Origin of the sequence: Streptomyces sp. D2-8 (genome assembly GCF_023184515.1) — a bacterium.
Taxonomy (GTDB): domain Bacteria; phylum Actinomycetota; class Actinomycetes; order Streptomycetales; family Streptomycetaceae; genus Streptomyces.
The window spans coordinates 88234-111154 of the sequence record NZ_JAAHBP010000011.1 but is presented as its reverse complement, the minus strand read 5'-3'; the positions used below and the strand labels follow the sequence as shown (position 1 = coordinate 111154).

The 22921-nt window shown below is 72.0% G+C and carries 22 protein-coding genes and 2 pseudogenes; 15 read left to right on the top strand and 9 right to left on the bottom strand.

Features of this window, described 5'->3' with window-relative positions; translation table 11 throughout:
- Positions 1–135: 135 nt before the first annotated feature.
- Entirely contained in the window at positions 136–1773 is a 1638-nt protein-coding gene (locus G3I77_RS20945; RefSeq protein ID WP_248505959.1) for a phospho-sugar mutase, read from the top strand.
- Between the two features lie 36 nt (positions 1774–1809).
- Here the strand turns inward: G3I77_RS20945 and G3I77_RS20940 are convergent, their stop codons facing one another.
- Positions 1810–2169: a DUF6204 family protein gene (locus tag G3I77_RS20940; protein WP_248505956.1), complete on the bottom strand. Its 360-nt coding sequence runs from the start codon at positions 2167–2169 to the stop codon at positions 1810–1812.
- A gap of 231 nt (positions 2170–2400) precedes the next feature.
- Entirely contained in the window at positions 2401–3105 is a 705-nt protein-coding gene (locus G3I77_RS20935; RefSeq protein WP_248505954.1) for a PH domain-containing protein, read from the bottom strand.
- Positions 3106–3229: 124 nt separating this feature from the next.
- On the opposite strand from G3I77_RS20935, the gene deoC reads away from it, so the two are divergent.
- The 3 genes from deoC to G3I77_RS20920 are packed head-to-tail and all read left to right on the top strand — an operon-like array spanning position 3230 to position 6545.
- The gene (gene deoC / locus G3I77_RS20930) at positions 3230–4192 is read left to right on the top strand and encodes a deoxyribose-phosphate aldolase (protein WP_248506125.1); all 963 of its coding nucleotides are present in this window, start codon (positions 3230–3232) and stop codon (positions 4190–4192) included.
- A 5-nt stretch (positions 4193–4197) separates the two neighbouring features.
- Positions 4198–5655, top strand: coding sequence for an aldehyde dehydrogenase family protein (locus tag G3I77_RS20925; RefSeq protein ID WP_248505952.1), 1458 nt, complete (start codon positions 4198–4200; stop codon positions 5653–5655).
- Positions 5655–6545 (top strand): aldehyde dehydrogenase family protein, encoded by an 891-nt coding sequence (locus G3I77_RS20920; protein WP_248505950.1) that lies wholly within the window; start codon positions 5655–5657, stop codon positions 6543–6545. Before G3I77_RS20925 ends, G3I77_RS20920 begins: the two co-directional genes overlap by 1 nt.
- Before the next feature lie 111 nt (positions 6546–6656).
- Here the strand turns inward: G3I77_RS20920 and G3I77_RS20915 are convergent.
- Positions 6657–7062 (bottom strand): annotated as a pseudogene (locus G3I77_RS20915) (hypothetical protein).
- Between the two features lie 56 nt (positions 7063–7118).
- On the opposite strand from G3I77_RS20915, the gene G3I77_RS20910 reads away from it, so the two are divergent.
- Positions 7119–7826 carry a uridine kinase gene (locus G3I77_RS20910; protein ID WP_374385991.1) on the top strand — a complete coding sequence of 236 codons (708 nt, stop codon included), beginning with the start codon at positions 7119–7121 and terminating at the stop codon, positions 7824–7826.
- Between the two features lie 40 nt (positions 7827–7866).
- Here the strand turns inward: G3I77_RS20910 and G3I77_RS20905 are convergent, their stop codons facing one another.
- Together G3I77_RS20905 and G3I77_RS20900 are read right to left on the bottom strand one after the other, a co-directional pair.
- The gene (locus G3I77_RS20905) at positions 7867–9093 is read right to left on the bottom strand and encodes a S9 family peptidase (protein ID WP_248505946.1); all 1227 of its coding nucleotides are present in this window, start codon (positions 9091–9093) and stop codon (positions 7867–7869) included.
- 758 nt (positions 9094–9851) lie between these two features.
- Positions 9852–10640: a SigE family RNA polymerase sigma factor gene (locus tag G3I77_RS20900; RefSeq protein WP_248505944.1), complete on the bottom strand. Its 789-nt coding sequence runs from the start codon at positions 10638–10640 to the stop codon at positions 9852–9854.
- 238 nt (positions 10641–10878) lie between these two features.
- Here G3I77_RS20900 and afsQ1 point away from each other — a divergent pair, with 238 nt between their 5' ends.
- The 5 genes from afsQ1 (at position 10879) to G3I77_RS20875 (ending at position 14719) form a co-directional block, all read left to right on the top strand.
- Positions 10879–11556, top strand: a complete 678-nt coding sequence (afsQ1, locus tag G3I77_RS20895; protein ID WP_184987488.1) for a two-component system response regulator AfsQ1 — start codon at positions 10879–10881, stop codon at positions 11554–11556.
- Positions 11553–13157, top strand: a complete 1605-nt coding sequence (locus tag G3I77_RS20890; protein WP_248505942.1) for a HAMP domain-containing sensor histidine kinase — start codon at positions 11553–11555, stop codon at positions 13155–13157. The genes afsQ1 and G3I77_RS20890 overlap by 4 nt, the downstream gene beginning before the upstream one ends.
- Positions 13157–13774: a hypothetical protein gene (locus G3I77_RS20885; RefSeq protein ID WP_248505939.1), complete on the top strand. Its 618-nt coding sequence runs from the start codon at positions 13157–13159 to the stop codon at positions 13772–13774. Before G3I77_RS20890 ends, G3I77_RS20885 begins: the two co-directional genes overlap by 1 nt.
- An 85-nt stretch (positions 13775–13859) precedes the next feature.
- Complete coding sequence (locus tag G3I77_RS20880) at positions 13860–14444, top strand: VanZ family protein (protein ID WP_248505937.1); 585 nt, start codon at positions 13860–13862, stop codon at positions 14442–14444.
- 62 nt (positions 14445–14506) lie between these two features.
- The gene (locus tag G3I77_RS20875) at positions 14507–14719 is read left to right on the top strand and encodes a PspC domain-containing protein (protein ID WP_248505935.1); all 213 of its coding nucleotides are present in this window, start codon (positions 14507–14509) and stop codon (positions 14717–14719) included.
- 81 nt (positions 14720–14800) lie between these two features.
- Here the strand turns inward: G3I77_RS20875 and G3I77_RS20870 are convergent, their stop codons facing one another.
- Positions 14801–15154, bottom strand: a complete 354-nt coding sequence (locus tag G3I77_RS20870) for an ATP-binding protein (protein ID WP_248505933.1) — start codon at positions 15152–15154, stop codon at positions 14801–14803.
- A 142-nt stretch (positions 15155–15296) separates the two neighbouring features.
- Entirely contained in the window at positions 15297–16454 is a 1158-nt protein-coding gene (locus tag G3I77_RS20865; protein ID WP_248505931.1) for an adenosine deaminase, read from the bottom strand.
- Positions 16455–16577: 123 nt separating this feature from the next.
- Between G3I77_RS20865 and G3I77_RS20860 the strand changes: the two genes are divergently transcribed.
- A complete protein-coding gene (locus G3I77_RS20860) occupies positions 16578–17336 on the top strand; it encodes an alpha/beta hydrolase (RefSeq protein ID WP_248505929.1) in 759 nt (252 codons plus the stop codon).
- Positions 17337–17407: 71 nt separating this feature from the next.
- Here the strand turns inward: G3I77_RS20860 and G3I77_RS20855 are convergent, their stop codons facing one another.
- The gene (locus G3I77_RS20855; RefSeq protein ID WP_248505928.1) at positions 17408–18370 is read right to left on the bottom strand and encodes a LysR family transcriptional regulator; all 963 of its coding nucleotides are present in this window, start codon (positions 18368–18370) and stop codon (positions 17408–17410) included.
- Positions 18371–18432: 62 nt separating this feature from the next.
- Between G3I77_RS20855 and G3I77_RS20850 the strand changes: the two genes are divergently transcribed.
- The 3 genes from G3I77_RS20850 to G3I77_RS20840 all read left to right on the top strand — a co-directional run bounded on the left by G3I77_RS20850 (position 18433) and on the right by G3I77_RS20840 (position 22115).
- Positions 18433–19704, top strand: coding sequence for an MFS transporter (locus tag G3I77_RS20850; protein ID WP_248505927.1), 1272 nt, complete (start codon positions 18433–18435; stop codon positions 19702–19704).
- A 95-nt stretch (positions 19705–19799) separates the two neighbouring features.
- Entirely contained in the window at positions 19800–20948 is a 1149-nt protein-coding gene (gene dnaN, locus G3I77_RS20845; RefSeq protein ID WP_248505926.1) for a DNA polymerase III subunit beta, read from the top strand.
- A 150-nt stretch (positions 20949–21098) separates the two neighbouring features.
- Complete coding sequence (locus G3I77_RS20840) at positions 21099–22115, top strand: sigma-70 family RNA polymerase sigma factor (protein ID WP_248505925.1); 1017 nt, start codon at positions 21099–21101, stop codon at positions 22113–22115.
- Here G3I77_RS20840 and G3I77_RS20835 read toward each other — a convergent pair.
- The gene (locus tag G3I77_RS20835; RefSeq protein WP_248505924.1) at positions 21999–22385 is read right to left on the bottom strand and encodes an STAS domain-containing protein; all 387 of its coding nucleotides are present in this window, start codon (positions 22383–22385) and stop codon (positions 21999–22001) included. The two genes, G3I77_RS20840 and G3I77_RS20835, sit on opposite strands and share 117 nt — an antisense overlap.
- Positions 22386–22521: 136 nt before the next feature.
- Between G3I77_RS20835 and G3I77_RS20830 the strand changes: the two are divergent.
- Positions 22522–22828: pseudogene (locus G3I77_RS20830) on the top strand (AEC family transporter); the annotation flags it as partial.
- Positions 22829–22921: the final 93 nt, after the last annotated feature.

Below are 22921 nucleotides of genomic sequence, written 5' to 3'. Positions count from 1 at the left end.
CCCCGGCGCGACCCCGACCCACACCCCACGCGAAGGCGAAGCGCACGCGCACCCCCACCGGCGTGAAGGCAGGCCCCCCGCCCCACCGCCGGAGGCACCCGCACCCGATCAACAAGCGAGAGGCTGACACCGACCGTGCACGACGAACTCATCGCACAGGCCCAGGCGTGGCTCACCGAGGACCCCGACCCGGAAACCCGCACCGAGCTCGCCCGCCTCATCGACGCCCGGGACCACGCCGAACTCGCCGCACGGTTCAGCGGCACCCTCCAGTTCGGCACCGCCGGCCTCCGCGGCGAACTCGGCGCCGGCCCCATGCGCATGAACCGCTCGGTCGTCATCCGCGCCGCCGCGGGCCTCGCCGCGTACCTCAAGAAGCAGGGCCACGACAACGGCCTCGTCGTCATCGGCTACGACGCCCGCCACAAGTCGTACGACTTCGCCCAGGACACCGCCGCCGTCATGACCGGCGCCGGCCTGCGCGCGGCCGTCCTCCCCCGCCCCCTCCCGACCCCCGTGCTCGCCTTCGCGATAAGGCACCTCGGCGCGGTCGCGGGCGTGGAGGTCACCGCCAGCCACAACCCGCCCCGCGACAACGGCTACAAGGTCTATCTCGGCGACGGCTCCCAGATCGTCCCCCCGGCGGACATCGACATCGCCGCGGAGATCGCCGCCGTCGCGTCCCTCACCACCGTCCCGCGCCCCACCGAAGGCTGGGACACCCTCGACGACAGCGTCCTCGGCGCCTACCTCGCCCGCACGGACGCCGTCCTGTCCGAGGGCTCCCCCCGCACGGCCCGCACGGTGTACACGGCGATGCACGGCGTCGGCAAGGACGTGCTCCTGGCCGCCTTCGCCCGCGCCGGCTTCCCGGAACCGGTCCTCGTGGCGGAGCAGGCCGACCCCGACCCGGAGTTCCCGACCGTCGCGTTCCCCAACCCGGAGGAACCCGGCGCGATGGACCTGGCCTTCGCGACCGCACGCGCCGGCGGGACCGCCCCTGACCTGATCATCGCCAACGACCCGGACGCGGACCGCTGCGCCGTCGCCGTACAGGACGGCACCGACTGGCGCATGCTCCGCGGCGACGAGGTGGGCGCCCTGCTCGCGGCCCACCTGGTCCGCCGCGGAGCGACCGGCACCTTCGCGGAGTCGATCGTCTCGTCGTCCCTCCTCGGCCGGATCGCCGAGAAGGCCGGCCTCCCCCACGTCGAGACCCTCACCGGCTTCAAGTGGATCGCCCGCGCCGAGGGCCTGCGCTACGGCTACGAGGAGGCCCTCGGCTACTGCGTGGACCCCGAGGGCGTACGCGACAAGGACGGCATCACGGCCGCGCTGCTGATCACGGAACTGGCCTCGCAGCTCAAGGAGGAGGGCCGCACGCTCCTCGACCTGCTGGACGACCTGGCGGTGGAGCACGGCCTGCACGCGACGGACCAGCTCTCGGCCCGGGTCGAGGACCTCTCCCTCATCGCCGCCGCGATGCGCCGCCTGCGCGAACAGCCCCCGACGGAGCTGGCCGGCCTGCCGATCACCCGTACCGACGACCTCACCAAGGGCACGGCCGAACTCCCGCCCACGGACGGTCTGCGCTACACCCTCGACGGCGCCCGGGTGATCGTCCGCCCGAGCGGCACGGAGCCGAAGCTGAAGTGCTACCTGGAGGTCGTGATCCCGGTCGGGTCCCACCAGGACCTCCCCGCGGCCCGGGCGAAGGCGACGGACGTCCTGACGGCGATCAAGCGCGACCTGTCGGCGGCGGCGGGCATCTGACGACACCGGTGTGCCCGGCCCACCGGCGCGACGACTTCAGGAACTCTTCCGGGCGGCCTCCCGTCGCTGCCGCTTGCCGAGAGGCGCCTGGGAGAGGTCCTCGGCCGCGGACCTGAGGTTCTTGTAGCCGTACCCGCGCTGCTCCAGCCAGGCCCGCGCCGACTCCTCGGCCCGCTCGGTCGCCTCCAGGACGTCCTCCTCGGCCTCCCCGGAGTCCAGGAAGCGGAAGGTGAAGGCGGGCCGCACGGCCACGTCGTACGTGAGGCTCCCCTCGGGCGTGAAGGCCGCGCGCAGCACGTCGTGCTCCGCGGCCCGCTCCAGCAGCTCGGCCCGCTGCTCGGCGCTCAGCCCGTCTAAGACGCCGCGGACGGTGACACGGAAGGTACGGGTGCTCATGCCCCGAACCTAGGCTCGGGGAGCGCACCGGCTCCACCGCTTTTCGCGGCGGTTCCGCCGCTCGGGCCGTCATCCCACCGCGACCGGAACCGCTCGGGCCGTCATCCCACCGCAACCGGAACCGCACGGACCGTCATCCCACCGCGACCCGAACCGCTCGGACTGTTCGGCCCGCGCAACCGGAACCCACCGGACCGTTCAGCCCACCGCAACCGGAACCCACCGGACCGTTCAGCCCACCACCAGCAGAATCAGCACCAGCACCGCCCCGGCCGCCGCCGGCCCCAGCACCTCGTAGGCCCACCGCACGGTCACCTCGCCCCGCGCCGACTCCGCCTGGTGCCGCGCCTCGCGCAGCCCCCGCAGCTCGTCCATGATCCGGTCGGTCTCCGCCCGCGCGGGCCCGTCCGACACCGGCTCCCGGCTGAGGCCCTCGCCGAGCCCCGCGGTCATCCCGAGCGCGCTGCCGCGGCCCTCGTCCCGCCCCATCTGCCGCCGCGCGCGCGCCGTGTCCCGCATCTCGCGCCGCGCGGCCTTCTTGCGCGCGCGCAGCGAGACGGGCACGGCCCACAGCTGGTACTTCGCACCGGACTCGGTGAGGACCTCGTTCGAGTAGGCGGAGCGCAACGAGGCGACCTGCCCCCAGGGCACGACGACGAGGCGGAAGGGGTTGCGGATCCGCAGCCGGTCGTCGCCGGCGTACACGGCCGGCCGCAGGGTGAAGGCGACGACCAGCGGCACGACGAGGAGCAGCACGGCGAGCGCCATCCAGGGCGTGCGCCCCTCCCCGGAGATCACCGCGTCGATGCCGAGCCACCCGCAGATGCCGAGCAGCAGCACGCCACCGGCGATGGCCGGGGCCGACCGGTACACCCGGTCCTTGGACTCGGGCTCCGAAGGCTGCGGTGCCGGCGGCTGGGGTTCGGGGCTCGTCATGTCTCGATTCTGCCGGACCCGTCCGCGCGCCCCTCATCGGCCCGGGGACAATCGGCGGATCCGCCCCGAGAGAACCCGGGGGCTGTACAGCCGCTACGCGCGTAGATATGCTCGTCTGGTGACCATGCCCAGTTCTGCACTCACCGCAGCTCACCCCCTCAAGGACGTCGCCGCGTCCGACAGCTCGCTGCGCCGCTTCCTCCACGGGCTCCCCGGCGTCGACGCGGTCGGACTCGAGGGACGCGCGGCCTCCCTCGGCACGCGCTCGATCAAGACGACCGCGAAGGCGTACGCCATCGACCTCGCCATCTCGATGGTCGACCTGACGACGCTGGAAGGCGCGGACACCCCGGGCAAGGTCCGGGCACTCGGCGCCAAGGCGGTCCAGCCCGACCCGACGGACCGTACGACGCCCGCCACGGCGGCGGTCTGCGTCTACCCCGACATGGTGGCCGCGGCCAAGGAGGCCGTCGCCGGCTCCAGCGTCAAGGTCGCCTCGGTCGCCACGGCGTTCCCGGCCGGCCGTGCCGCGCTCGACGTCAAGCTGGCCGACGTCCGTGACGCCATCGCCGCCGGTGCCGACGAGATCGACATGGTCATCGACCGCGGGGCGTTCCTCTCGGGCCGGTACGTGAAGGTGTACGACGAGATCACCGCCGTGAAGGAGGCCTGCGGGACGGCAGCCCGCCTGAAGGTCATCTTCGAGACGGGCGAGCTGTCGACGTACGACAACATCCGCCGCGCGAGCTGGCTCGGGATGCTGGCCGGCGCGGACTTCATCAAGACCTCCACCGGAAAGGTCGCCGTCAACGCGACCCCGGCGAACACGCTGCTCATGCTGGAGGCGGTGCGTGACTTCCGTGCGCAGACCGGCATCCAGGTCGGTGTGAAGCCGGCCGGCGGCATCCGTACCTCCAAGGACGCCATCAAGTTCCTGGTGCTGGTCAACGAGACGGCGGGCGAGGACTGGCTGGACAACCACTGGTTCCGCTTCGGCGCCTCCTCGCTGCTGAACGATCTGCTGATGCAGCGCCAGAAGCTGGCCACCGGCCGCTACTCCGGTCCCGACTACGTGACGGTGGACTGATCACCATGGCACCCGTATTCGAATACGCCCCGGCCCCCGAGTCGCGCGCGATCGCCGACATCGCGCCCTCGTACGGCCTGTTCATCGACGGCGAGTTCGTCGAAGCGGCGGACGGCAAGGTCTTCAAGACCGTCTCCCCGTCCACCGAGGAGGTCCTCTCCGAGATCGCCCAGGCCGGTTCCGAGGACGTGGACCGTGCGGTGAAGGCCGCGCGCCGGGCCTTCGAGAAGTGGTCGGCGCTCCCGGGCGCGGAGCGCGCGAAGTACCTCTTCCGGATCGCCCGCATCATCCAGGAGCGCTCCCGCGAGCTCGCCGTCCTCGAAACCCTCGACAACGGCAAGCCGATCAAGGAGACGCGCGACGCCGACCTGCCGCTGGTCGCCGCGCACTTCTTCTACTACGCGGGCTGGGCCGACAAGCTCGACCACGCGGGCTTCGGCGCGAACCCCAGGCCGCTGGGTGTCGCGGGCCAGGTCATCCCGTGGAACTTCCCCCTCCTCATGCTGGCGTGGAAGATCGCCCCGGCCCTCGCGACCGGCAACACCGTCGTCCTGAAGCCGGCCGAGACCACCCCGCTCTCGGCGCTGTTCTTCGCGGACATCTGCCGCCAGGCGGGCCTGCCCAAGGGCGTCGTCAACATCCTCCCGGGCTACGGCGACGCCGGCGCGGCGCTGGTCGCCCACCCGGACGTGAACAAGGTCGCCTTCACCGGCTCCACGGCCGTCGGCAAGGAGATCGCCCGCACGATCGCCGGGACCCGTAAGAAGGTCACGCTCGAACTGGGCGGCAAGGGCGCCAACATCGTCTTCGACGACGCCCCCATCGACCAGGCCGTCGAGGGCATCGTCAACGGCATCTTCTTCAACCAGGGCCAGGTCTGCTGCGCCGGCAGCAGGCTGCTGGTGCAGGAGTCGATCCAGGAGGAGCTCCTGGAGTCCCTGAAGCGCCGCCTGTCCACGCTGCGCCTCGGCGACCCGCTGGACAAGAACACGGACATCGGCGCGATCAACTCCGAGGAGCAGCTCACGCGCATCACCTCGCTCGTCGAGCAGGGCGAGGCGGAGGGCGCCGAGCGCTGGTCCCCGGCGTGCGAACTGCCGGAGAGCGGCTACTGGTTCGCCCCGACGCTGTTCACGAACGTCACCCAGGCGCACCGGATCGCCCGCGACGAGATCTTCGGCCCGGTGCTGTCGGTGCTGACCTTCCGCACACCGGACGAGGCGGTCGCGAAGGCCAACAACACGCCGTACGGCCTCTCCGCCGGCATCTGGACGGAGAAGGGTTCGCGCATCCTGGCGGTCGCGAACAAGCTCCGCGCGGGTGTCGTCTGGTCCAACACGTTCAACAAGTTCGACCCGACGTCGCCGTTCGGCGGTTACAAGGAGTCGGGCTTCGGCCGCGAGGGCGGCCGCCACGGCCTGGAGGCGTACCTCGCCCCGTCGAGCCCGGAGGGCGAGCGTTAATGAATGCAGTTGATCGGCTCAACGTCCTGAAGACCTACAAGCTGTACGTCGGCGGGAAGTTCCCGCGTTCCGAGAGCGGCCGGGTGTACGAGGTGACCGACTCGAAGGGCAAGTGGCGGGCGAACGCGCCCCTGTCTTCCCGCAAGGACGCCCGGGACGCCGTGGTCGCGGCCCGCAAGGCGTTCGGCGGCTGGTCGGGGGCGACGGCGTACAACCGCGGCCAGGTCCTCTACCGCGTCGCCGAGATGCTGGAGGGCCGCCGCGACCAGTTCACCCGTGAGGTGGCCGACGCGGAGGGCCTGTCGAAGTCCAAGGCGGCTGCGGTCGTGGACGCCACGATCGACCGCTGGGTCTACTACGCGGGCTGGACCGACAAGATCGCCCAGGTGGTCGGCGGCGGCAACCCGGTCGCGGGCCCGTTCTTCAACCTGTCCTCCCCCGAGCCGACGGGTGTGGTCGCCGTCCTGGCGCCCCAGGAGTCGTCCTTCCTGGGCCTGGTGTCGGTGCTCGCCCCGGTGATCGCGACGGGCAACACGGCGGTCGTGGTGGCGAGCGAGAAGTCCCCGCTGCCCGCCCTGTCCCTGGCCGAGGTCCTGGCCACCTCGGACGTTCCCGGCGGCGTGGTCAACGTCCTGTCGGGCCGCACGGCCGAGATCGCCACCCCGCTCGCCGCCCACCAGGACGTCAACGCGATCGACCTCGCGGGCGCCGACGAGGTTCTCGCGAAGGAGCTGGAGATCGCGGCGGCCGACAACCTCAAGCGCGTGCTTCGTCCACAGCCTGTGGATTACGCGGAGACTCCCGGCATCGACCGCATGACGGCGTTCCTGGAGACCAAAACGGTCTGGCACCCCACGGGGTCACTGGGCGCGTCGGGTTCCTCGTACTAGACCCGACCCCCTCGATACGGAAGCCCCGGCCCTCCTCCGTCCAGGAGGCCCGGGGCTTCTCCGCGTTCGCCTCAGATGCCGAGCCGCTGCCCGATGCCGTCGAGCGCGCGGCTACTGCGAGAGCAGCCCCGCCGCCTGTCCCACATCCGGGATGCTCCCGATCGACTGCGCCTGCGCCACCGGCCCCGTCAGCGCCTGGGACGTCATCGGCCTGAAGTCCGCGAGGTCGGTGCCGATGCCGTTGTCGAGCGGGTCGACTCCGGTGCCGGCGAGCGGGTTGGGCTTGAGACCGGCGACCGGGCCGGTGACGTGGCCGAGGATGCCGGTCGTGGCCTGGAGGCCGGACTGCGGGTCGATCCTGCCGAGGGAGGTGGGCCGGGTGTTCACCACGCCCAGCAGCGACTCGGTGTCCGCCGCGGCCGTCGCGGTGCCCGCCCCCCAGCGCCGCGCCCGCGGCAGCGAGGACGGCCAGGGCACGCTGGGCGGCCGGCTTCCTGGAAGAATCGAGTCGGGCCATGGCTGCCACCTTCTGATGCAATGGGTAATCGTTTCGTGCCCGTGGGTAGTTGAGGTGTGACGCGCGCATCAAAGGCGACCCGCGGGGTCGTACGGCCCCCGGTGGATGCCTCACACTGGTGTCCCGTGAGTTCTCCACTGCCCCTATCGACGCGAGTCGTGCTGCTCTGCGGCCCTTCCGGCTCCGGCAAGTCCCTCCTCGCGGCCCGCTCCGGCCTTCCGGTGCTGCGGCTCGACGACTTCTACAAGGAGGGCGACGACCCGACCCTGCCCCTGGTGGCGGAGAGCTCCGACATCGACTGGGACCATCCGGACTCGTGGGACGCGGACACCGCCGTCGCCGCGATCACCCGGCTGTGCCGCACGGGCCGTACGGAAGTTCCCGTCTACGACCTCGCCCTCAGCGCCCGCACCGGCGGCGAGACGGTCGACATCGGACGGACCCCGCTGTTCATCGCGGAGGGCATCTTCGCCGCGGAGATCGTCACGCGCTGCCGCGAACTCGGCGTCCTCGCCGACGCGCTGTGCCTGAGCCGCGGCCCCGTGAAGACCTTCCGCCGCCGGTTCCTGCGGGATCTGAAGGAGGGCCGCAAGTCGGTGCTGTTCCTGCTGCGCCGCGGCTGGCGGCTGATGCGGCAGGAGCGCACGATCGTCGCCCGCCAGACGGCGCTGGGCGCGTACGCCTGCGACCGCGACGAGGCGATGGGCCGGCTGGCGGCAGCGGCGGCCGGCCGGTGCGCGAGCCTCGACACGGTGGCCTGGTGAACCGTGCGGGCCGGTGTACGTCGGCCCGCTGACGGCAGGCCTATGGACGATGGCCCCGCCCCAGGGTGCCCTCCAGCCAGTCGAAGACGAGCTCGCAGTGCTGCTGCGGCGCCATCGGCGAGCAGTGCAACTGGGCACCGGTGGCCGCCGTCAGCAGCTGGAAATCCTTGGGGGCACGCAGCAATTCGTAGAACGCGCGCGGCTGGCCGGGGTAGAACTGCTCGTCGTCGTAGTCCAGCACGAGCGTGGGGCACTTGATACGGCCCACCACCCCGGTGATGTCGAGCGCCATGATCCGTTGGGCCGGCGTCCAGAAGTCGGTGAAGATCCGGCCCTGACGGGCGGCCAGCATCGCGGGGATCGAGAACGGCTCGACCCGCTTCTCGATCGTCGCCGCTTCGTCCGGGCTCAGCTCGGGGACGACCTCTTCGTTCCAGATGCGGTTGGTCTCCGCCTTGTCGGGGCTCACGATGCTCCGGAGCTCCGGCGGAAAACCCAGCCACGGTGAGAGCACTCCCGGCATCGCGGCCAGCGCTGCGATCCTGCGTTCGAAGGCCGCTGCGCGCGGCGCGAGGTCGCCGCCCATCGACAGCCCGGTCAGGGCGATGCGCCGCTCGTCGACGTCCCTGCGGCGCTCCAGCCAGTCCACCAGGGGAGAGACGACCCGCTCCCAGCGAGGGGTGAAGACGACCTGGTCGACGAAGAGCAGCTGGCCCTGGCCCGGTCCGTCGTACACGAGCGCGTTCCAACCGCGGGCGAGCGCTGCGGAGACCCCGTACGTCCACATGTCGACGTTCTGGCCGTCGCTGCCGTTGGTGAGGATGACGGTCGGCCTGGCCCGGCCGGAGGTATCGGGGCGGAAGAACCAGACAGGGATGGACGTCCCGCCCTCGTACGGGACCTGATCGGTGATCGCTGCCGGTGTGCACAGCCGGGCGAACGTGTCCCAGGAGCGGCGCCCGGCGAGGTAGAGCTCTTCCTCGTCGCCGGGGGTGTCCGAGCCGAGCACGAAGAACAGCGCCTGGTCGTAGTACTGCGCCGCCCGCAGCGAGCGGGAGCGCCGGGTCTGCGGATGCCGGGTCGCGGTGGCCGTCAGCCGGTCCCCCCAGCGCCGGAACTCCTCGGTGAAGGTCTGCTGGTCCGCCCCCGCGGCGTTGATCGCGTTGACCGCGGTCAGGACCTCGCCTACCTCGCTCGAGCCGAACCCGGCGCCGCCCAGGGCCAGCAGCGCGGCGAAGTTGAGCGCGGGGTCCGTGAACAGCTGCATGGCTCCGGGCGTCGGCGACGCGGCCGCGGTCGTGGACGACGGGCTGGACGTGGCTGACCCACGGGCTCCGGCGGGTACCAGCGCGGAGGCCGTCGGCGCCGAGGCCACAAGGGCCGCCCCGGCTCCGGCCGCCAGGCCTGCGAGCGCCCCCCGCCGGGTAGGCCTCGCCGCTGTCTCTGAGGATGCGTTCGTCATGCCCGGACACGCTAGAAGCCTGCGTAGCCCGGCCCGCGGCGCCACTCCCACCGATCCTCCGAACGGCCCGCGCCCCAACGCCAGGGCGAGCGGCAGGCTGCCGTGCCCGGCGACGGACCGGTGGGGCTGCAGCCGGGCTGACCGCGCCGTGGACGGTTCCCTGCGAGGCCTGCCCTGTCCGGTCGATCAGGCCGGATCAGCGAGCGGGTCTAGCATGGTGCATCGCAGGCCGGAGGATGGGGGTCCCCGCCGAAAGCAGGGGGAGAGCCCGCGGAGCGTAGGCGACTGACGCAACGCAGCGTGCAGGCATCTCCCGTGCTCGAAGGGCTACGGGCAGCGCCGTGCCAGGGCACACGAGCCCGGCAAGATCGGCCGGACGGGGCCTGGCGGCGGGGCACAAGAGAAAGCGGGACCGGACGGACCCCCCGGCCCTCCAGTCCCGCTTCTGTACTCCCCCGTTGTGCTCCCCCGAGCCCCCCACTCTCCTGTGGAGACGCCCCCCAGCGTCTCTACAGTTCCCCAGTTCCCCCGTGGGCTCCCTTTGTGGTGCTCCCCCCCGACCTTCAGGCGACAAGCTCGCCGAAGGCGTCCTCCTCGTCACGGCCGAAGCTGAGGACCTCGTCCTCGCGCAGCCGGCGGAGCGACCGCCAGATGCTGGACTTCACCGTGCCGACACTGATGTCGAGGATCTCCGCGATCTCCGGGTCCGTGCGGCCCTCGTAGTAGCGCAGGACCAGCATGGTGCGCTGGAGTTCGGGCAGCCGGGCCAGTGCCTGCCACAGGACCGCGCGCAGCTCGGTGCCGCGCATCGCGTCCGTGTCACCGGGCGTCTCCGGCAGTTCCTCGGTCGGGTATTCGTTGAGCTTGCGGCGCCGCCAGGCGCTGATGTGCAGGTTGGTCATGGTGCGGCGGAGGTATCCGCCGACCGCCGCCTTGTCACTGATCCGGTCCCACGCCCGGTAGGTCGAGAACAGCGCGCTCTGCAGCAGGTCCTCGGCCTCGAAACGGTCGCCGGTGAGGTGGTAGGCGGTTGCGTACAGGGAGGCGCGGCGCTCCTGGACGTAGGCGGTAAACGCCGCTTCGGCATCTACGGTCTCCGTCAGCGAACGGCGCTCCCCCGAGCCCTCCCCGTACGCTGCTCCCCCGACGGTGCCCGCCGCGGTTGCCGCCGCGGACCCCTTGTTGATCTCCCCCGTAGGTGCGTCGACCACCGTCATGAACCCGGTGTGCTGACGCCCGGTGCCGCGAGCGCACCCCCGCCCGCTCACAGCACCGGACTTCTCGGAACCCCGGTGCACATCGTGCAGACGCGTGACAACTGCGCTGGTGCTGATGCCGTGCAGCGTGTTCATCTCGCGCCCCCCGTCGTGGACTTCCGGTGTGCGGCCCGCCTGTCTGGCGGGCTTCCTTGCCTGTGCCGAGAAGCTTGCCGCGGCACTTTCATGGCCGTGTCCGCCGACTGTCACAGACCTGTCACAGGGGTCGGCCACAGCTCGACCACAGGTCCCGCACACGCGTCGGCGGTACCGGCCACAACGACTGGGCCCCCACCGGTCGAACCTCGACCCCTCCATGGGCCAGAATGAGCGCGTGCCTTCCCTGTTGCTGATCGAGGACGACGACGCCATCCGGACGGCCCTGGAGCTCTCACTGACGCGCCAGGGTCACCGCGTGGCGACCGCTGCCAGCGGTGAGGACGGTCTGAAGCTCCTTCGCGAGCAGCGGCCGGATCTGATCGTGCTGGACGTGATGCTGCCCGGCATCGACGGGTTCGAGGTGTGCCGGCGCATCCGGCGCACGGACCAGTTGCCGATCATCCTGCTGACCGCGCGCAACGACGACATCGACGTGGTCGTCGGGCTGGAGTCCGGCGCCGACGACTACGTCGTGAAACCGGTGCAGGGGCGCGTGCTCGACGCCCGGATCCGGGCCGTGCTGCGGCGCGGCGAGCGGGAGTCGAACGACGCGGCCACCTTCGGCAGCCTCGTCATCGACCGCTCGGCGATGACCGTGACGAAGAACGGCGAGGACCTCCAGCTCACGCCGACCGAGCTGCGGCTGCTGCTGGAGCTGAGCCGGCGGCCGGGCCAGGCGCTGTCCCGGCAGCAACTGCTGCGGCTGGTGTGGGAGCACGACTACCTGGGCGACTCGCGGCTCGTGGACGCGTGTGTCCAGCGGCTGCGCGCCAAGGTCGAGGACGTGCCGTCGTCCCCGACGCTGATCCGCACCGTGCGGGGTGTCGGCTACCGGCTGGACACGCCTCAGTGACCCAGGCGCACCAAGGGGGGGCCCACGGCTGGACCGGGGCGCGCAAGGGAGTTCTGTCGCGGCTGCGCTTCACCAGCCTGCGGCTGCGACTGGTCGTCGTCTTCGGCCTGGTGGCCCTGACGGCCGCCGTGTCCGCGTCGGGGATCGCGTACTGGCTCAACCGCGAGGCCGTGCTCACCCGCACCCAGGACGCCGTGCTGCGCGACTTCGAGCAGGAGATGCAGAACCGGGCGGGCGCGCTGCCCGAGCGTCCGACGCAGGACGAGTTGCAGCACACCGCGGGCCAGATGGCGGGCAGCGACCAGCGCTTCAGCGTGCTGCTGGTCGGCCGCGACACCGAGGGCAGGACCGTCTACGGCAGCTCCGGCGGGCTGAGCGGCTTCTCGCTGCGCGACGTGCCGGTCTCGCTGCGCACGGCGGTGAACAAGACGCAGAAGCTCGACGGAGCCAACAAGCACCCGTACCACCTGTACTGGCAGCGGATAGTCGACCACGACACGCCGTACCTGGTGGCCGGTACGCGCGTGATCGGCGGCGGTCCGACCGGTTACATGCTCAAGTCGCTGGAGCCGGAGGCCAAGGACCTCAACTCGCTGGCCTGGTCGCTGGGCATCGCCACCGGCCTCGCGCTGATCGGCTCGGCGCTGCTCGCGCAGGCCGCGGCGACGACCGTGCTGAAGCCGGTGCAGCGGCTCGGGGCGGCCGCACGGCGGCTCGGCGAGGGCAAGCTGGACACCCGGCTGCGGGTCTCCGGGACCGATGAACTCGCCGATCTGTCGCGGACGTTCAACAACGCGGCCGAGGCGCTGGAGAAGCGGGTCGCCGACATGGCCGCGCGCGACGAGGCGTCCCGGCGGTTCGTGGCGGACATGAGCCATGAGCTGCGCACGCCGCTCACCGCGATCACCGCCGTGACGGAGGTGCTCGAGGAGGAGCTGGAGGCGGAGACGGGCAGCATGGACCCGATGATCGAGCCGGCCGTCCGGCTGGTGGTGAGCGAGACGCGGAGGCTGAACGACCTGGTCGAGAACCTGATGGAGGTCACCCGCTTCGACGCGGGCACCGCCCGGCTCGTCCTGGACGACGTCGACCTCGCCGATCAGATCACCGCCTGCATCGACGCCCGCGCCTGGCTGGACGCGGTCGAGCTGGACGCCGAGCGCGGCCTCCACGCCCGCCTGGATCCGCGCCGCCTGGACGTCATCCTGGCCAACCTCATCGGCAACGCGCTCAAGCACGGCGGCTCCCCGGTGCGGGTGTCCGTGCGGGAGGCGGACGACTCGATCGTCATCGAGGTGCAGGACCACGGGCCCGGCATTCCGGAGGACGTCCTGCCGCACGTGTTCGACCGCTTCTACAAGGCCAGCGCCTCCCGGCCGCGTTCCGAGGGCAGCGGCCTGGGCCTGTCCATCGCGCTGGAGAACGCCCATATCCACGGCGGCGAGATCACCGCGGCCAACTCGCCCGACTCGGGTGCGGTGTTCACCCTGCGGCTCCCGCGCGGCACCTCCCCCGCGGAGGAGCCGCCCGCCGAGGACGAGCTGACGCCCGAGAGCGACACCGACCGGCCCCAGGGCGAGGACTCGAAGGGGGACGCCTGATGTCCGCACGTCTCACGGCCGTGTCCCGGCTGCTCGCCGTTCCGGCTCTCGCCGTGCTGCTGGCCGGCTGCGGGATCCGGGCCACGGAGGTGCCGACCAACTTCGGGCCCGCGCCCTCGCGGGTGCAGTGCTCGCTCGCCGAGCCGGACGTCTCCACGCAGGCCGCCCGGGGGCTGCCGGTGCAGGTGTTCCTGCTGTGCGGCTCCTCGCTGGTGACCGTCGACCGGACCGTGCGGGTCCCGGACGGCGCGGCCGACTCCGAGCGGCGCATGCTCGTCGCGCAGGGCCTGCTGGACCAGCTCGCCACTCAGCCGTCGACCGCCGAGAAGGAAGCCGGCCACAGCACGGACGTCCGTGGCGGCATCACCGTCGGCGGGCCGCGCCCGGGCGACCCGGAGGACACGCTGCGGCTGAGCACGGCACCGGCGAGCCTCACCTCGTACGCCCTCGCGCAGATCGTCTGCACCTTCTCCGACTCGGCGGCGGCCGAGGGGGACGGCTCGGTGGTCCTGGGCGGACCCGGGTCCGAGTCCCCGCGCCGCTACGAGTGCACCGACGAGGTCCGGGCCCGGCCGGGCAGCACGGAACCGCCCTCGAAGGACGTGGCCGGGGAGTGACCCGCCCGGGCTGTGGCGCATGCCTCACCGGGATACCGGGGCCCATCCCGGAACCGACCCTGCCGGAGGCCGCGTCTAGGGAGGCGTGCAGCGTCAAGGCTCCATCGGCGGCAGCGCCGCGTTCCGCATCCGTGTGACAGGAGGTGTCCTCCTCGTCGCACACCTCGCGTTCGTCGCCTGGCTCACGCTGCGGCCGCTGGACGTGCCCTGGGTGATGCCCGCCAATCTGCGGCCGTTCGCCGGGATCCGGGCCGATCTCGCCCTGGGCTGGCCCGAGGCGGCCCGCCGGATCGGTGAGGGGCTGGCCCTGCTCGCCCCGCTGGGTGTGCTGCTGCCGTCGGTCCGCGGCAGACTGGACGTCTCGCCGCTGGCGTCCCTGCTGCGCACCGTCGCGGCCGGCGCCCTGCTCTCCTGGGGCATCGAACTGCTGCAGACCGGCGTGCCGGGTCAGGTCGTCGACGTCGACTCGCTGTTCCTGAACACCACGGGCGTGGCCCTCGCGCATCTGGCGCTGGTTCCGGCGGGCCGCTCCTGGCTGCGCCGTCGCACCACCGTCGGCCTGCTCGGCGTGCCCCTCCCCGCGGAGGAGCCGGCTCAGGGTCGGACCCCGACGATTCCCAGGGTCGGGATCGCCCCGTGGAGCGACGCTTTGCCCCCTTCGTCTCCGTAGCGTGGAGTGCAGATGGGGTACTCGGACGAGAGACCTCACACACCCTCACGAAGGAGTCGCACATGTCCCGCCTCGCCCGCCCCACCCACGGCCGCATGATCGGCGGAGTGTGCGCCGCGCTGGCACGGCGCTTCGGCACCTCCGCGACGACGATGCGGGTGATCTTCCTCGTCTCGTGCCTGCTGCCCGGCCCGCAGTTCCTGCTGTACATCGCGCTCTGGATCGTGCTGCCCTCGGAGGACAAGGTGCACGGCAACACCCAGACGGCCTGGTGACGCCCGTCTGCGAGAACGCCGAGGGGGCGCACCCCGTGCGGATGCGCCCCCTCGGCATGTGTGGCCGCCTCGGCGGGAGGGTCAGCCGACCGGCACGCCGTTCACCGGCAGGCCGTGCGTGGGCAGGCCCTGCACCGGGAGTCCGCCCAGCAGCTTGGCGGCCGGGCCCGTCGGGCCGTTGGCGAGCACCTGCTCGGCGACCGGCTGGGCGGCGGCCAGACCGGCACCGGCCGCCGTCTGCCCCTGACCCAGCGCCCCACCCGAGCCCGGCAGCGTCGTGGAGAGCTGCTCCGCCGGGAGCGCCGCGGTGACGGTGTCCAGCGTCTGGGCGGTGTCCGGGAGGGCCGGGGCGGCGTTGGCGGCGCCCGCACCGGCGGCGGCGAAGGCGGCACCGAGAGCGGCGACACCGAGGGACTTGGCAGCAGACTGCTTCATGAAATGCGTCCTCGTAACGGGATGACGGGGGTGGGTGAACGGTCCAGCGACCGTAAACACCCAGCACCACCCCCCGCAAACATCGAAATGCGGACGGATGGTGAACACCGTCCGCATCCGCTGCGTGCCGAATACTCCCAGATCAGCCCTCTGAATCGGCAGAACCGCTGGTGGAAGCGGCCTGCCGGAACAGCCATTCGGATTTCAGCTCGGCGTATCCGGGCTTGATCACGTCATTGATCATGGCCAGTCGTTCATCGAAAGGAATGAACGCTGATTTCATCGCATTGACGGAGAACCACTGCATGTCGTCGAGCGTGTATCCGAACGCCTCGACGAGGTGCTCGAATTCCCGGCTCATGCTGGTGTGCGACATAAGACGATTGTCCGTATTGACTGTGGCACGGAAATGCAGCCTGCGCAGCAGCCCGATGGGGTGCTCGGCGTACGAGGCGGCCGCCCCGGTCTGGAGGTTGGAACTCGGGCACAGCTCCAGGGGGATGCGCTTGTCCCGGACGTAGGAGGCGAGCCGCCCGAGCTCGACGCGGCCGTCCTCGCGGACCTGGATGTCGTCGATGATCCGCACGCCGTGCCCGAGCCGGTCGGCGCCGCACCACTGCAGGGCCTGCCAGATGGAGGGCAGCCCGAAGGCCTCGCCGGCGTGGATGGTGAAGTGGTTGTTCTCGCGCTTGAGGTACTCGAAGGCGTCGAGGTGCCGGGTGGGCGGGTAGCCGGCCTCGGCGCCCGCGATGTCGAAACCCACCACTCCCAGGTCGCGGTGCCGGTTGGCGAGTTCGGCGATCTCCAGGGCACGGGCCGCGTGCCGCATGGCGGTGAGCAGCGCGCCGACGCGGATGCGCAGGCCGTTCTCCCGTGCGCGCCGCTCCCCTTCCCGGAAGCCCTCGTTGACGGCCTCGACGACCTCTTCGAGGCTGAGGCCGCCCTCCAGGTGCTGCTCGGGGGCGTAGCGCACCTCGGCGTAGACGACGCCGTCCCCGGCCAGGTCCTCGGCGCACTCGGCGGCGACCCTGACCAGGGCGTCGCGGGTCTGCATGACGCCGACGGTGTGCGAGAACGTCTCCAAGTACCGTTCCAGGGAACCGGAGTCGGCGGCCTCGCGGAACCAGGCGCCGAGCTTCTCCGGGTCGGTTTCGGGGAGCTGGGAGTAGCCGTTCTCGCGGGCGAGTTCGACGATCGTGCCGGGGCGCAGACCGCCGTCGAGGTGGTCGTGCAGCAGAACCTTGGGCGCCCGGCGGATCTGGTCCGGTGTCGGGGTGTTCGCAATGGTCTGGCTCGTCATTTCCGCACTCTAACTCCTACGCGCGTAGATGACGCGTTCCCGGATGCTTTGCGTTTTCGTCGATACGTAACGGTGACCCCGACGTCGGGTCGAGTACACCCGCGCTTCTGACACTGTTCTGTCATGGCACACCAAGCGACGCCGGTTCGCAGGGCCCGGCTGGGCAGGGCACTCGGTCCGGAGCCGACGGCGGTGAGCGGCGCGGTGCTGCTGCTCCCCGGCGGCGACCAGGTCTCCGGCCGCAGACCGTCGCCCATGCTGGCGACCGCCTCCGTGCGCGCCCTCGGGCGCCGCCTGGCCCGCGCGGGCCGGGACGAGGGTCTCGCCACGCACGTGGTGCACTACCGCTACCGCGGGTGGAACGGCGGCGAGGCCAATCTCGCGCAGGACGCGACATGGGCCGCGGGCGAGGCCGTACGGCGCTACGGGGACGTCCCGGTCTGCCTCGTCGGACTCGGGATGGGCGGCCGGGCGGGTTTGCGGGCGGGTGGCCACGAGGCCGTCAACTCCGTGCTGGCGCTTGCTCCTTGGCTGCCGGAGGAGGACGCCGCGGCGCCACCCGAACCGGTGAAGCAGTTGGTCGGGCGCCAGGTGCTGATCGTGCACGGCACGAACGACGGGCGGACCGATCCCGAGCTGTCGTTCCGGCTGGCGGCGCGGGCGAAGAAGGCGAATCGGGACGTGTGCCGGTTCGAAGTGCACGGGGACGGCCACGGGTTGCACCAGTACCGGGACGAAGTCCTCGCACTGGCGGAGGACTTCGTGATGGGTGCGCTGTTCGGGCGGGCGGTGTCGCGGCCCGTGCGGGACGCGTTCGCGGCGCCGCCGCCGTTGGGGCTGCGGATGCCGTTGGCCGCGGGGTTCAGCCCTTCTCGGCGGTAGCGCCGTCGGGGCGCCTGTGGTTTTCGGAGTGTGGGCGTCTGAGTGGTTGCTCGCGCAGTTCCCCGCGCCCCTTAGGTGGGCAACAAACTGCCTCTTCTTGAGAGCAGGAACTTCTTGAAAGCCGCTACCGGAGGCGTGTCCGGGTGGCCTTCCAACCAGGCGACCCCGATTTCGCGGGCCGCCCTTGGGGCCGTGACCGTCAGTTCCACCACTCCCGGGCGGGGAACGGCTGGTGGGGGCAGGAGGGCGACTCCGAGACCGGCCGCCACCAAGCCCCTCAGGGTTTCCGCCTCCTCCCCCTCGAAGGCGATGCGGGGCTTGAAGCCGGCCTCCTTGCAGAGGTCGTCGGTGATGCGGCGCAGGCCGTAGCCGGGTTCCAGGGTGACGAAGGTTTCGTCGGCCGCCTCGGCGAGACGGATGCGGCGGCGGCCTGCGAGGGAGTGGTCGGCGGGGACGACCAGGCGGAGCTTCTGCTCGTCCAGGCGGCGGGCCACCAGGTCGGGGGCATCCGGCACCGGGGACGTCAGGCACAGGTCGAGCTCGCCGGCGCGAAGGCGTTCCAGCATCGCCTCGCCGTAGTTCTGGACGAGGCTGAAGCGGACGCGCGGGTGGTCGGCGCGGAAGGCGTGCAGGAGGCCCGGGACGGTCTCGGCGCCCATGGTGTGCAGGAAGCCGAAGGCGACCTTCCCGGTGGTCGGGTCGGCGTCGGCGCGCACCTCCTCGACGGCCCGCTCGACCTCGGCCAGGGCGCGTTCGACGGAGGTCAGGAAGGTGCGGCCGGCCGGGGTGAGGGAGACCGTGCGGCCGTGCCGGGCGAACAGGTCGACGCCCAGGTCCTGCTCCAGGCGGGCCATGGACCGGGAGAGGGTCGACTGCGGGACGTCCATCTCCTGGGCGGCGCGGGTGACGTGCTCGGTGCGGGCGACGCCCGCGAAGTACGCGAGGCGCGGCGCCAGCACCTTCGACATCTCTGCCCTGTCTTCTGTGTCACTGCTTGGTGACAGGCGACCCTGTGAGCTCGGTTGATGCATCATGGGAACGATTATGACCGTTCCATGCATTGGACGGATGAGTGCGGCGTACGTAGGTTCGAGGCATGTCTCCCGCCAGTACCGGGGCGTCCACCATCGTGGGCGCCGATGCTTCTGTTCCTGCCGCCGACTCACGCGTGTCCCCGGGCGGCCCCGGCTACCGCCGGATGAGCTTCGCCCTCTTCCTCGCGGGTGTCGCGACCTTCGCGCTGCTGTACTCCACCCAGGCACTGCTCCCGCTGATCTCCGGCGAGTTCGGGGTGGCGGCGAGCGACGCGAGCTGGACGGTGGCCGCCGCGACGGGCGGGCTGGCGCTGTTCGTGCTGCCGATGAGCGCCCTGTCGGAGCGCTTCGGACGCCGTACGGTGATGACCGCCTCGCTGGCCGTGGCCGTCACGCTCGGGCTGCTGGTGCCGCTGGCCCCCTCCCTCGGAGTGCTGATCGCGCTGCGGGCGCTGCAGGGCGCCGCCCTGGCCGGGCTGCCGGCGTCGGCGACCGCGTATCTCGCGGAGGAGGTCAGCCCGAAGGCGCTGATCACCGCGATCGGACTGTTCGTCGCGGGCAACAGCGTGGGCGGGATGAGCGGCCGGGTCATCACCGGCTGGGTCGCGCAGGAGTGGGGCTGGCGGGTCGCCGTCGGCGTCATCGGCGTGATCGCGGTGGCGTGTGCGGTGGCCTTCCGGCTGCTGCTCCCCGCCCCGAAGCACTTCAGGGCCGGTTCGCTGCGGCCGCGCGTCCTGGCCCGGACGGTCCGCGACCACCTGTCCAACCCGCTGCTGTGCCGGCTGTACGCGATCGGCGCGCTGTTCATGACGGTGTTCGGCGGCGTGTACACGGTCATCGGCTACCGGCTGACCGAGGCCCCGTTCTCGCTGCCGCAGGGCATCATCGGCTCGATCTTCCTGGTGTACCTGGTCGGCACGGTGTCGGCGTCGACGGCGGGCCGCCTGGTCGGGCGGCTCGGCCGCCGGGGCGCGCTGTACGCGGCGGGCGGTACGACGACGGCGGGCCTGCTGCTGTCCCTGGCGGGCTCCCTCCCGCTGGTCCTGCTGGGCCTGGTCCTCATCACGGGCGGCTTCTTCGCGGGCCACGCGGTCGCCTCCTCGGCGGTCAGCAAGACGGCCGCGCACGGCCGCGCCCAGGCCTCGGCGCTGTACCAGTCGGCGTACTACATCGGCTCCAGCGCGGGCAGCACGGTCGGCGCGATCGCCTTCCACGCCGGCGGCTGGGCCGGGACGGTCGGGGTCGGACTCCTGGCGGTCGTCGGCGTCGTGACGATCACCGTCTTCGGGACCCGGGCGGCACGCCTGCAGCGCCGGCAACTGGCGGCTGCCTGAACACCGGTGACATCCCCCCTGCTGGGGGCCGGTTGTCAGTGGGTGCGGATACCGTCCGCGCCGACTGATCACCGGACCGAGCAGGGGGATTTTCCATGGAGTTCCGGGTCGACCGTACGGAGTTCGCCGACGCCGTGAACCGGGCGGCACGCGCACTGCCCGGGCGGACGCCGGTGCCGGTGCTGGGCGGGCTGCTGCTGGAGGCGGACGCGGGGCGGCTGGCCGTGACGGGGTTCGACTTCGAGGCGGCGGTCCGGGTGGAGGCCGACGCGGAGGTCGCGGCGCCCGGGCGGGTGCTGGTGCCGGGGCGGCGGCTGCTGGACGTCTGCCGGGTGCTGCCGGACGGGCCGGTGGGCTGTGTCCTGGAGGGCTCGCGGTTCACGGTGGAGGCGGACGGCACGCGTTTCGGGCTGTCGACGCTGCCGCTCGCGGAGTACCCGTCCCTGCCCGCGCCGCCGGGGCCCTACGGCACCGTCGACGCCGCCGCCTTCGCGACCGCCGTCGCCCAGGTCGCGGTCGCCGCCGGACGCGACGACACGCTGCCCCTGCTGACGGGCGTACAACTGCGCCTGGACGGCGAGGAGATGACCTTGTCGGCGTCGGACCGCTACCGGTACGCCGTGCGGCGGCTGGAGTGGAAGCCGGAGGCCACCGCCGGTGACGGGGTCGTGGAGATGCTGCTGCCCGCGCGGCGGCTGCTGGACGTGGCGCGGTCGCTGGGGCGCGGCGGGGACGTGCGGATCGGCTGGGAGCCGGGCGGGGGCGGCGGGCTGATCGGCTTCGAGGGCGGGCGGACGCGGACCGCGCTGCGGCTGCTGGACGGGCGGCTGCCCGCGTACACATCGCTGTTCGACATGACGGGGGCCGCGGTCGCCGAGGTGCAGCGCGAGGGGCTCGCGGAGGCGGTGCGGCGGGTCGCGGTGGTCGCGGAGGCGAACAGCCCGGTACGGCTGGACTTCTCGGCCGACGGCTCCGTACGGCTGCGCGCCGGCTACGGGGACGACGTGGCGGCCCAGCGGCTGGCCGCCGCGCTGAGCGGCGCCGACGAGATGCCGGTGGCGTTCAACCCGGCCTACCTGCTGGACGCGCTGGCGTCCTTCGAGAGCCCGCGGGTGCGGCTGGAGCTGCTGGGGGCGGGGCAGCGGGCGCTGCTGCACGCCGTGCCGGGCGACGGGGAGGCGGGCACGGCCGCGGCGGCCGGGGAGCACCGGCATCTGCTCATGTCGGTCAAGGAGCTCGTGTGAAGGCCCGCGGGCCCGTCGCAGCCGGTCTGGATCACTGCTTCCACCTGCGCGTTTGTGCGCTCGGGGGGCCGTTGTCAGTGGGCTGCGGTAGCTTCCGAAGTGCTGGGGCGCGAAGGCGCGTGAACAGAACTTCCACAGGGGTGGGTGGAGATGGCGAACGGCACGGCGACACCGACGGACCTGGACATCAGGCTGGAGGCACACCGAACCGAGCTCACGGGGTACTGCTACCGGATGCTCGGCTCCTCCTTCGAGGCCGAGGACGCGGTGCAGGACACGATGGTCCGCGCCTGGCGCAGCTACGCCACGTTCGAGGGCCGCTCCAGCCTGCGCTCCTGGCTCTACCGCATCGCGACCAACGTGTGCCTGGACATGCTGACCGCGGGCAACAAGCGCGCCCGGCCCATGGACCTGACCGAGTCCACCCCGCTCGCCCAGGCCGCCCTCTCCCCCCGACCGGACAACACCTGGCTGGAGCCCATGCCGGACGCCCGTGTGCTGCCCACGCCCGACGATCCGGCGGAGGCGGCGGTCGCCAAGGAGTCCGTGCGGCTCGCCTTCATGGCCGCCCTGCAGCAGCTCCCGGCCAAGCAGCGGGCCGTGCTGATCCTGCGCGAGGTCCTGGCCTGGAAGGCCAGTGAGGTCGCCGAGCTGCTGGACACCTCGGTGGCGTCGGTGAACAGCGCCCTCCAGCGGGCCCGCGCCACCCTGGCCGAGCGGCAGGAGCCGGGCGCCGACGCGGCCGTCTCCGACCCGCTGGACGAGGACCAGCAGAAGCTGCTGGACCGCTATGTGGCGGCCTTCGAGGGCTACGACATGACGGCGCTGACGGCCCTGCTGCACGAGGACGCGGTCATGACGATGCCGCCGTTCGACCTGTGGCTGACCGGCACGCGGGACATCACCGGCTTCATGACCACCCTCGGCGCGCCCTGCGCGGGTTCCCGGCTGGTGCCCGTCCAGGTCAACGGCCTGCCGGGGTTCGCCCAGTACAAGCCGGACCCGGACAAGGGCGGCTTCATGCCGTGGGCGGTCCAGGTGCTGGAGATCTCAGACGGCCGGATCACCGGGTTTCACTGCTTCCTCGACACCCAGCGCTGGTTCCCGCTCTTCGACCTGCCCCTCCACCTCGAAGCGGAGACCGACCAGGTCGAGCAGGGCGCGTAGGGCGGGGTCGGGGTCCCGCAACCGGATCCGGCCCCCGGCCCGGCGGGCGGCCAGCTGGAGCCTCGCCAACAGGTCGACGGCGGCGAGCCCCGGCGGCCCCAGGCCTGCCACATCGCACACCACGACCCGGGCACCGCTGCCGTGCAGCAGTGCCCGTACCTCGTCGCTGAGCCCTCTCACCTCGTCCCGGGTGACAGGGCCGGGCAGTACGAGCACGGGCGGTGTCATGGCGTCCACGATCGGTAGACCGGGCGGGCGGCTGTAACTCATCGCGTCTGTGCGTCCTGTCGGCGCCGCAAGGATCACATTGACCCGGGCGGCGCCTTCCCCAGAGGGTTGGCTGTATGCCCCAACCATCTGCCCCTGCCGCGCTGCCCGATGCCCTCTTCGCCGGCCGGGAGGCTCCGTGCAGGGGGTGCTGAGCAGGGTTCGCGGTCATCGCCGTCGTCATCGGCGTCGGCTATCTGATCGGCCGCCGGGGGTATCTGGGCGACGGCGGCCGCGAGGTCCTGACCAAGCTCGCCTTTCACGTGGCGTCCCCGGCGCTGCTCTTCACGACCCTCGCGCAGGCCGACCTGTCCGTGATCTTCTCCGACCGGCTGCTGGTCACGGCGATGAGCACGGCAGCGGCGGCGGGTGTCTTCGTGGCGGTGGGTGCGGCGCGTGGCTGGGGCGTGGGCCGCACGACGATCGGCGCGCTGTGCTCCAGCTGGGCGAGGTGCCGGCCAGGGAGGCGATCCTGCTGTCGACGGTGCTGGCGGTGCCGGTGCTGGTGGTGGCGGCGGTGCTGGGGTGACGGTGCCCGG

Coding starts and splice junctions, on each gene's coding strand:
- G3I77_RS20870 (WP_248505933.1), bottom strand. CDS start 15,154: ATGAAGCAGTCTGCTGCCAAGTCCCTCGGTGTCGCCGCTCTCGGTGCC.
- G3I77_RS20860 (WP_248505929.1), top strand. CDS start 16,578: ATGGCACACCAAGCGACGCCGGTTCGCAGGGCCCGGCTGGGCAGGGCA.
- G3I77_RS20855 (WP_248505928.1), bottom strand. CDS start 18,370: ATGATGCATCAACCGAGCTCACAGGGTCGCCTGTCACCAAGCAGTGAC.
- G3I77_RS20905 (WP_248505946.1), bottom strand. CDS start 9,093: ATGCAGCTGTTCACGGACCCCGCGCTCAACTTCGCCGCGCTGCTGGCC.
- G3I77_RS20935 (WP_248505954.1), bottom strand. CDS start 3,105: ATGACGAGCCCCGAACCCCAGCCGCCGGCACCGCAGCCTTCGGAGCCC.
- G3I77_RS20940 (WP_248505956.1), bottom strand. CDS start 2,169: ATGAGCACCCGTACCTTCCGTGTCACCGTCCGCGGCGTCTTAGACGGG.
- deoC (WP_248506125.1), top strand. CDS start 3,230: ATGCCCAGTTCTGCACTCACCGCAGCTCACCCCCTCAAGGACGTCGCC.
- G3I77_RS20835 (WP_248505924.1), bottom strand. CDS start 22,385: ATGAGTTACAGCCGCCCGCCCGGTCTACCGATCGTGGACGCCATGACA.
- dnaN (WP_248505926.1), top strand. CDS start 19,800: ATGGAGTTCCGGGTCGACCGTACGGAGTTCGCCGACGCCGTGAACCGG.
- G3I77_RS20925 (WP_248505952.1), top strand. CDS start 4,198: ATGGCACCCGTATTCGAATACGCCCCGGCCCCCGAGTCGCGCGCGATC.
- G3I77_RS20850 (WP_248505927.1), top strand. CDS start 18,433: ATGTCTCCCGCCAGTACCGGGGCGTCCACCATCGTGGGCGCCGATGCT.
- G3I77_RS20840 (WP_248505925.1), top strand. CDS start 21,099: ATGGCGAACGGCACGGCGACACCGACGGACCTGGACATCAGGCTGGAG.
- G3I77_RS20875 (WP_248505935.1), top strand. CDS start 14,507: ATGTCCCGCCTCGCCCGCCCCACCCACGGCCGCATGATCGGCGGAGTG.
- G3I77_RS20920 (WP_248505950.1), top strand. CDS start 5,655: ATGAATGCAGTTGATCGGCTCAACGTCCTGAAGACCTACAAGCTGTAC.
- G3I77_RS20865 (WP_248505931.1), bottom strand. CDS start 16,454: ATGACGAGCCAGACCATTGCGAACACCCCGACACCGGACCAGATCCGC.
- G3I77_RS20885 (WP_248505939.1), top strand. CDS start 13,157: ATGTCCGCACGTCTCACGGCCGTGTCCCGGCTGCTCGCCGTTCCGGCT.
- G3I77_RS20900 (WP_248505944.1), bottom strand. CDS start 10,640: ATGAACACGCTGCACGGCATCAGCACCAGCGCAGTTGTCACGCGTCTG.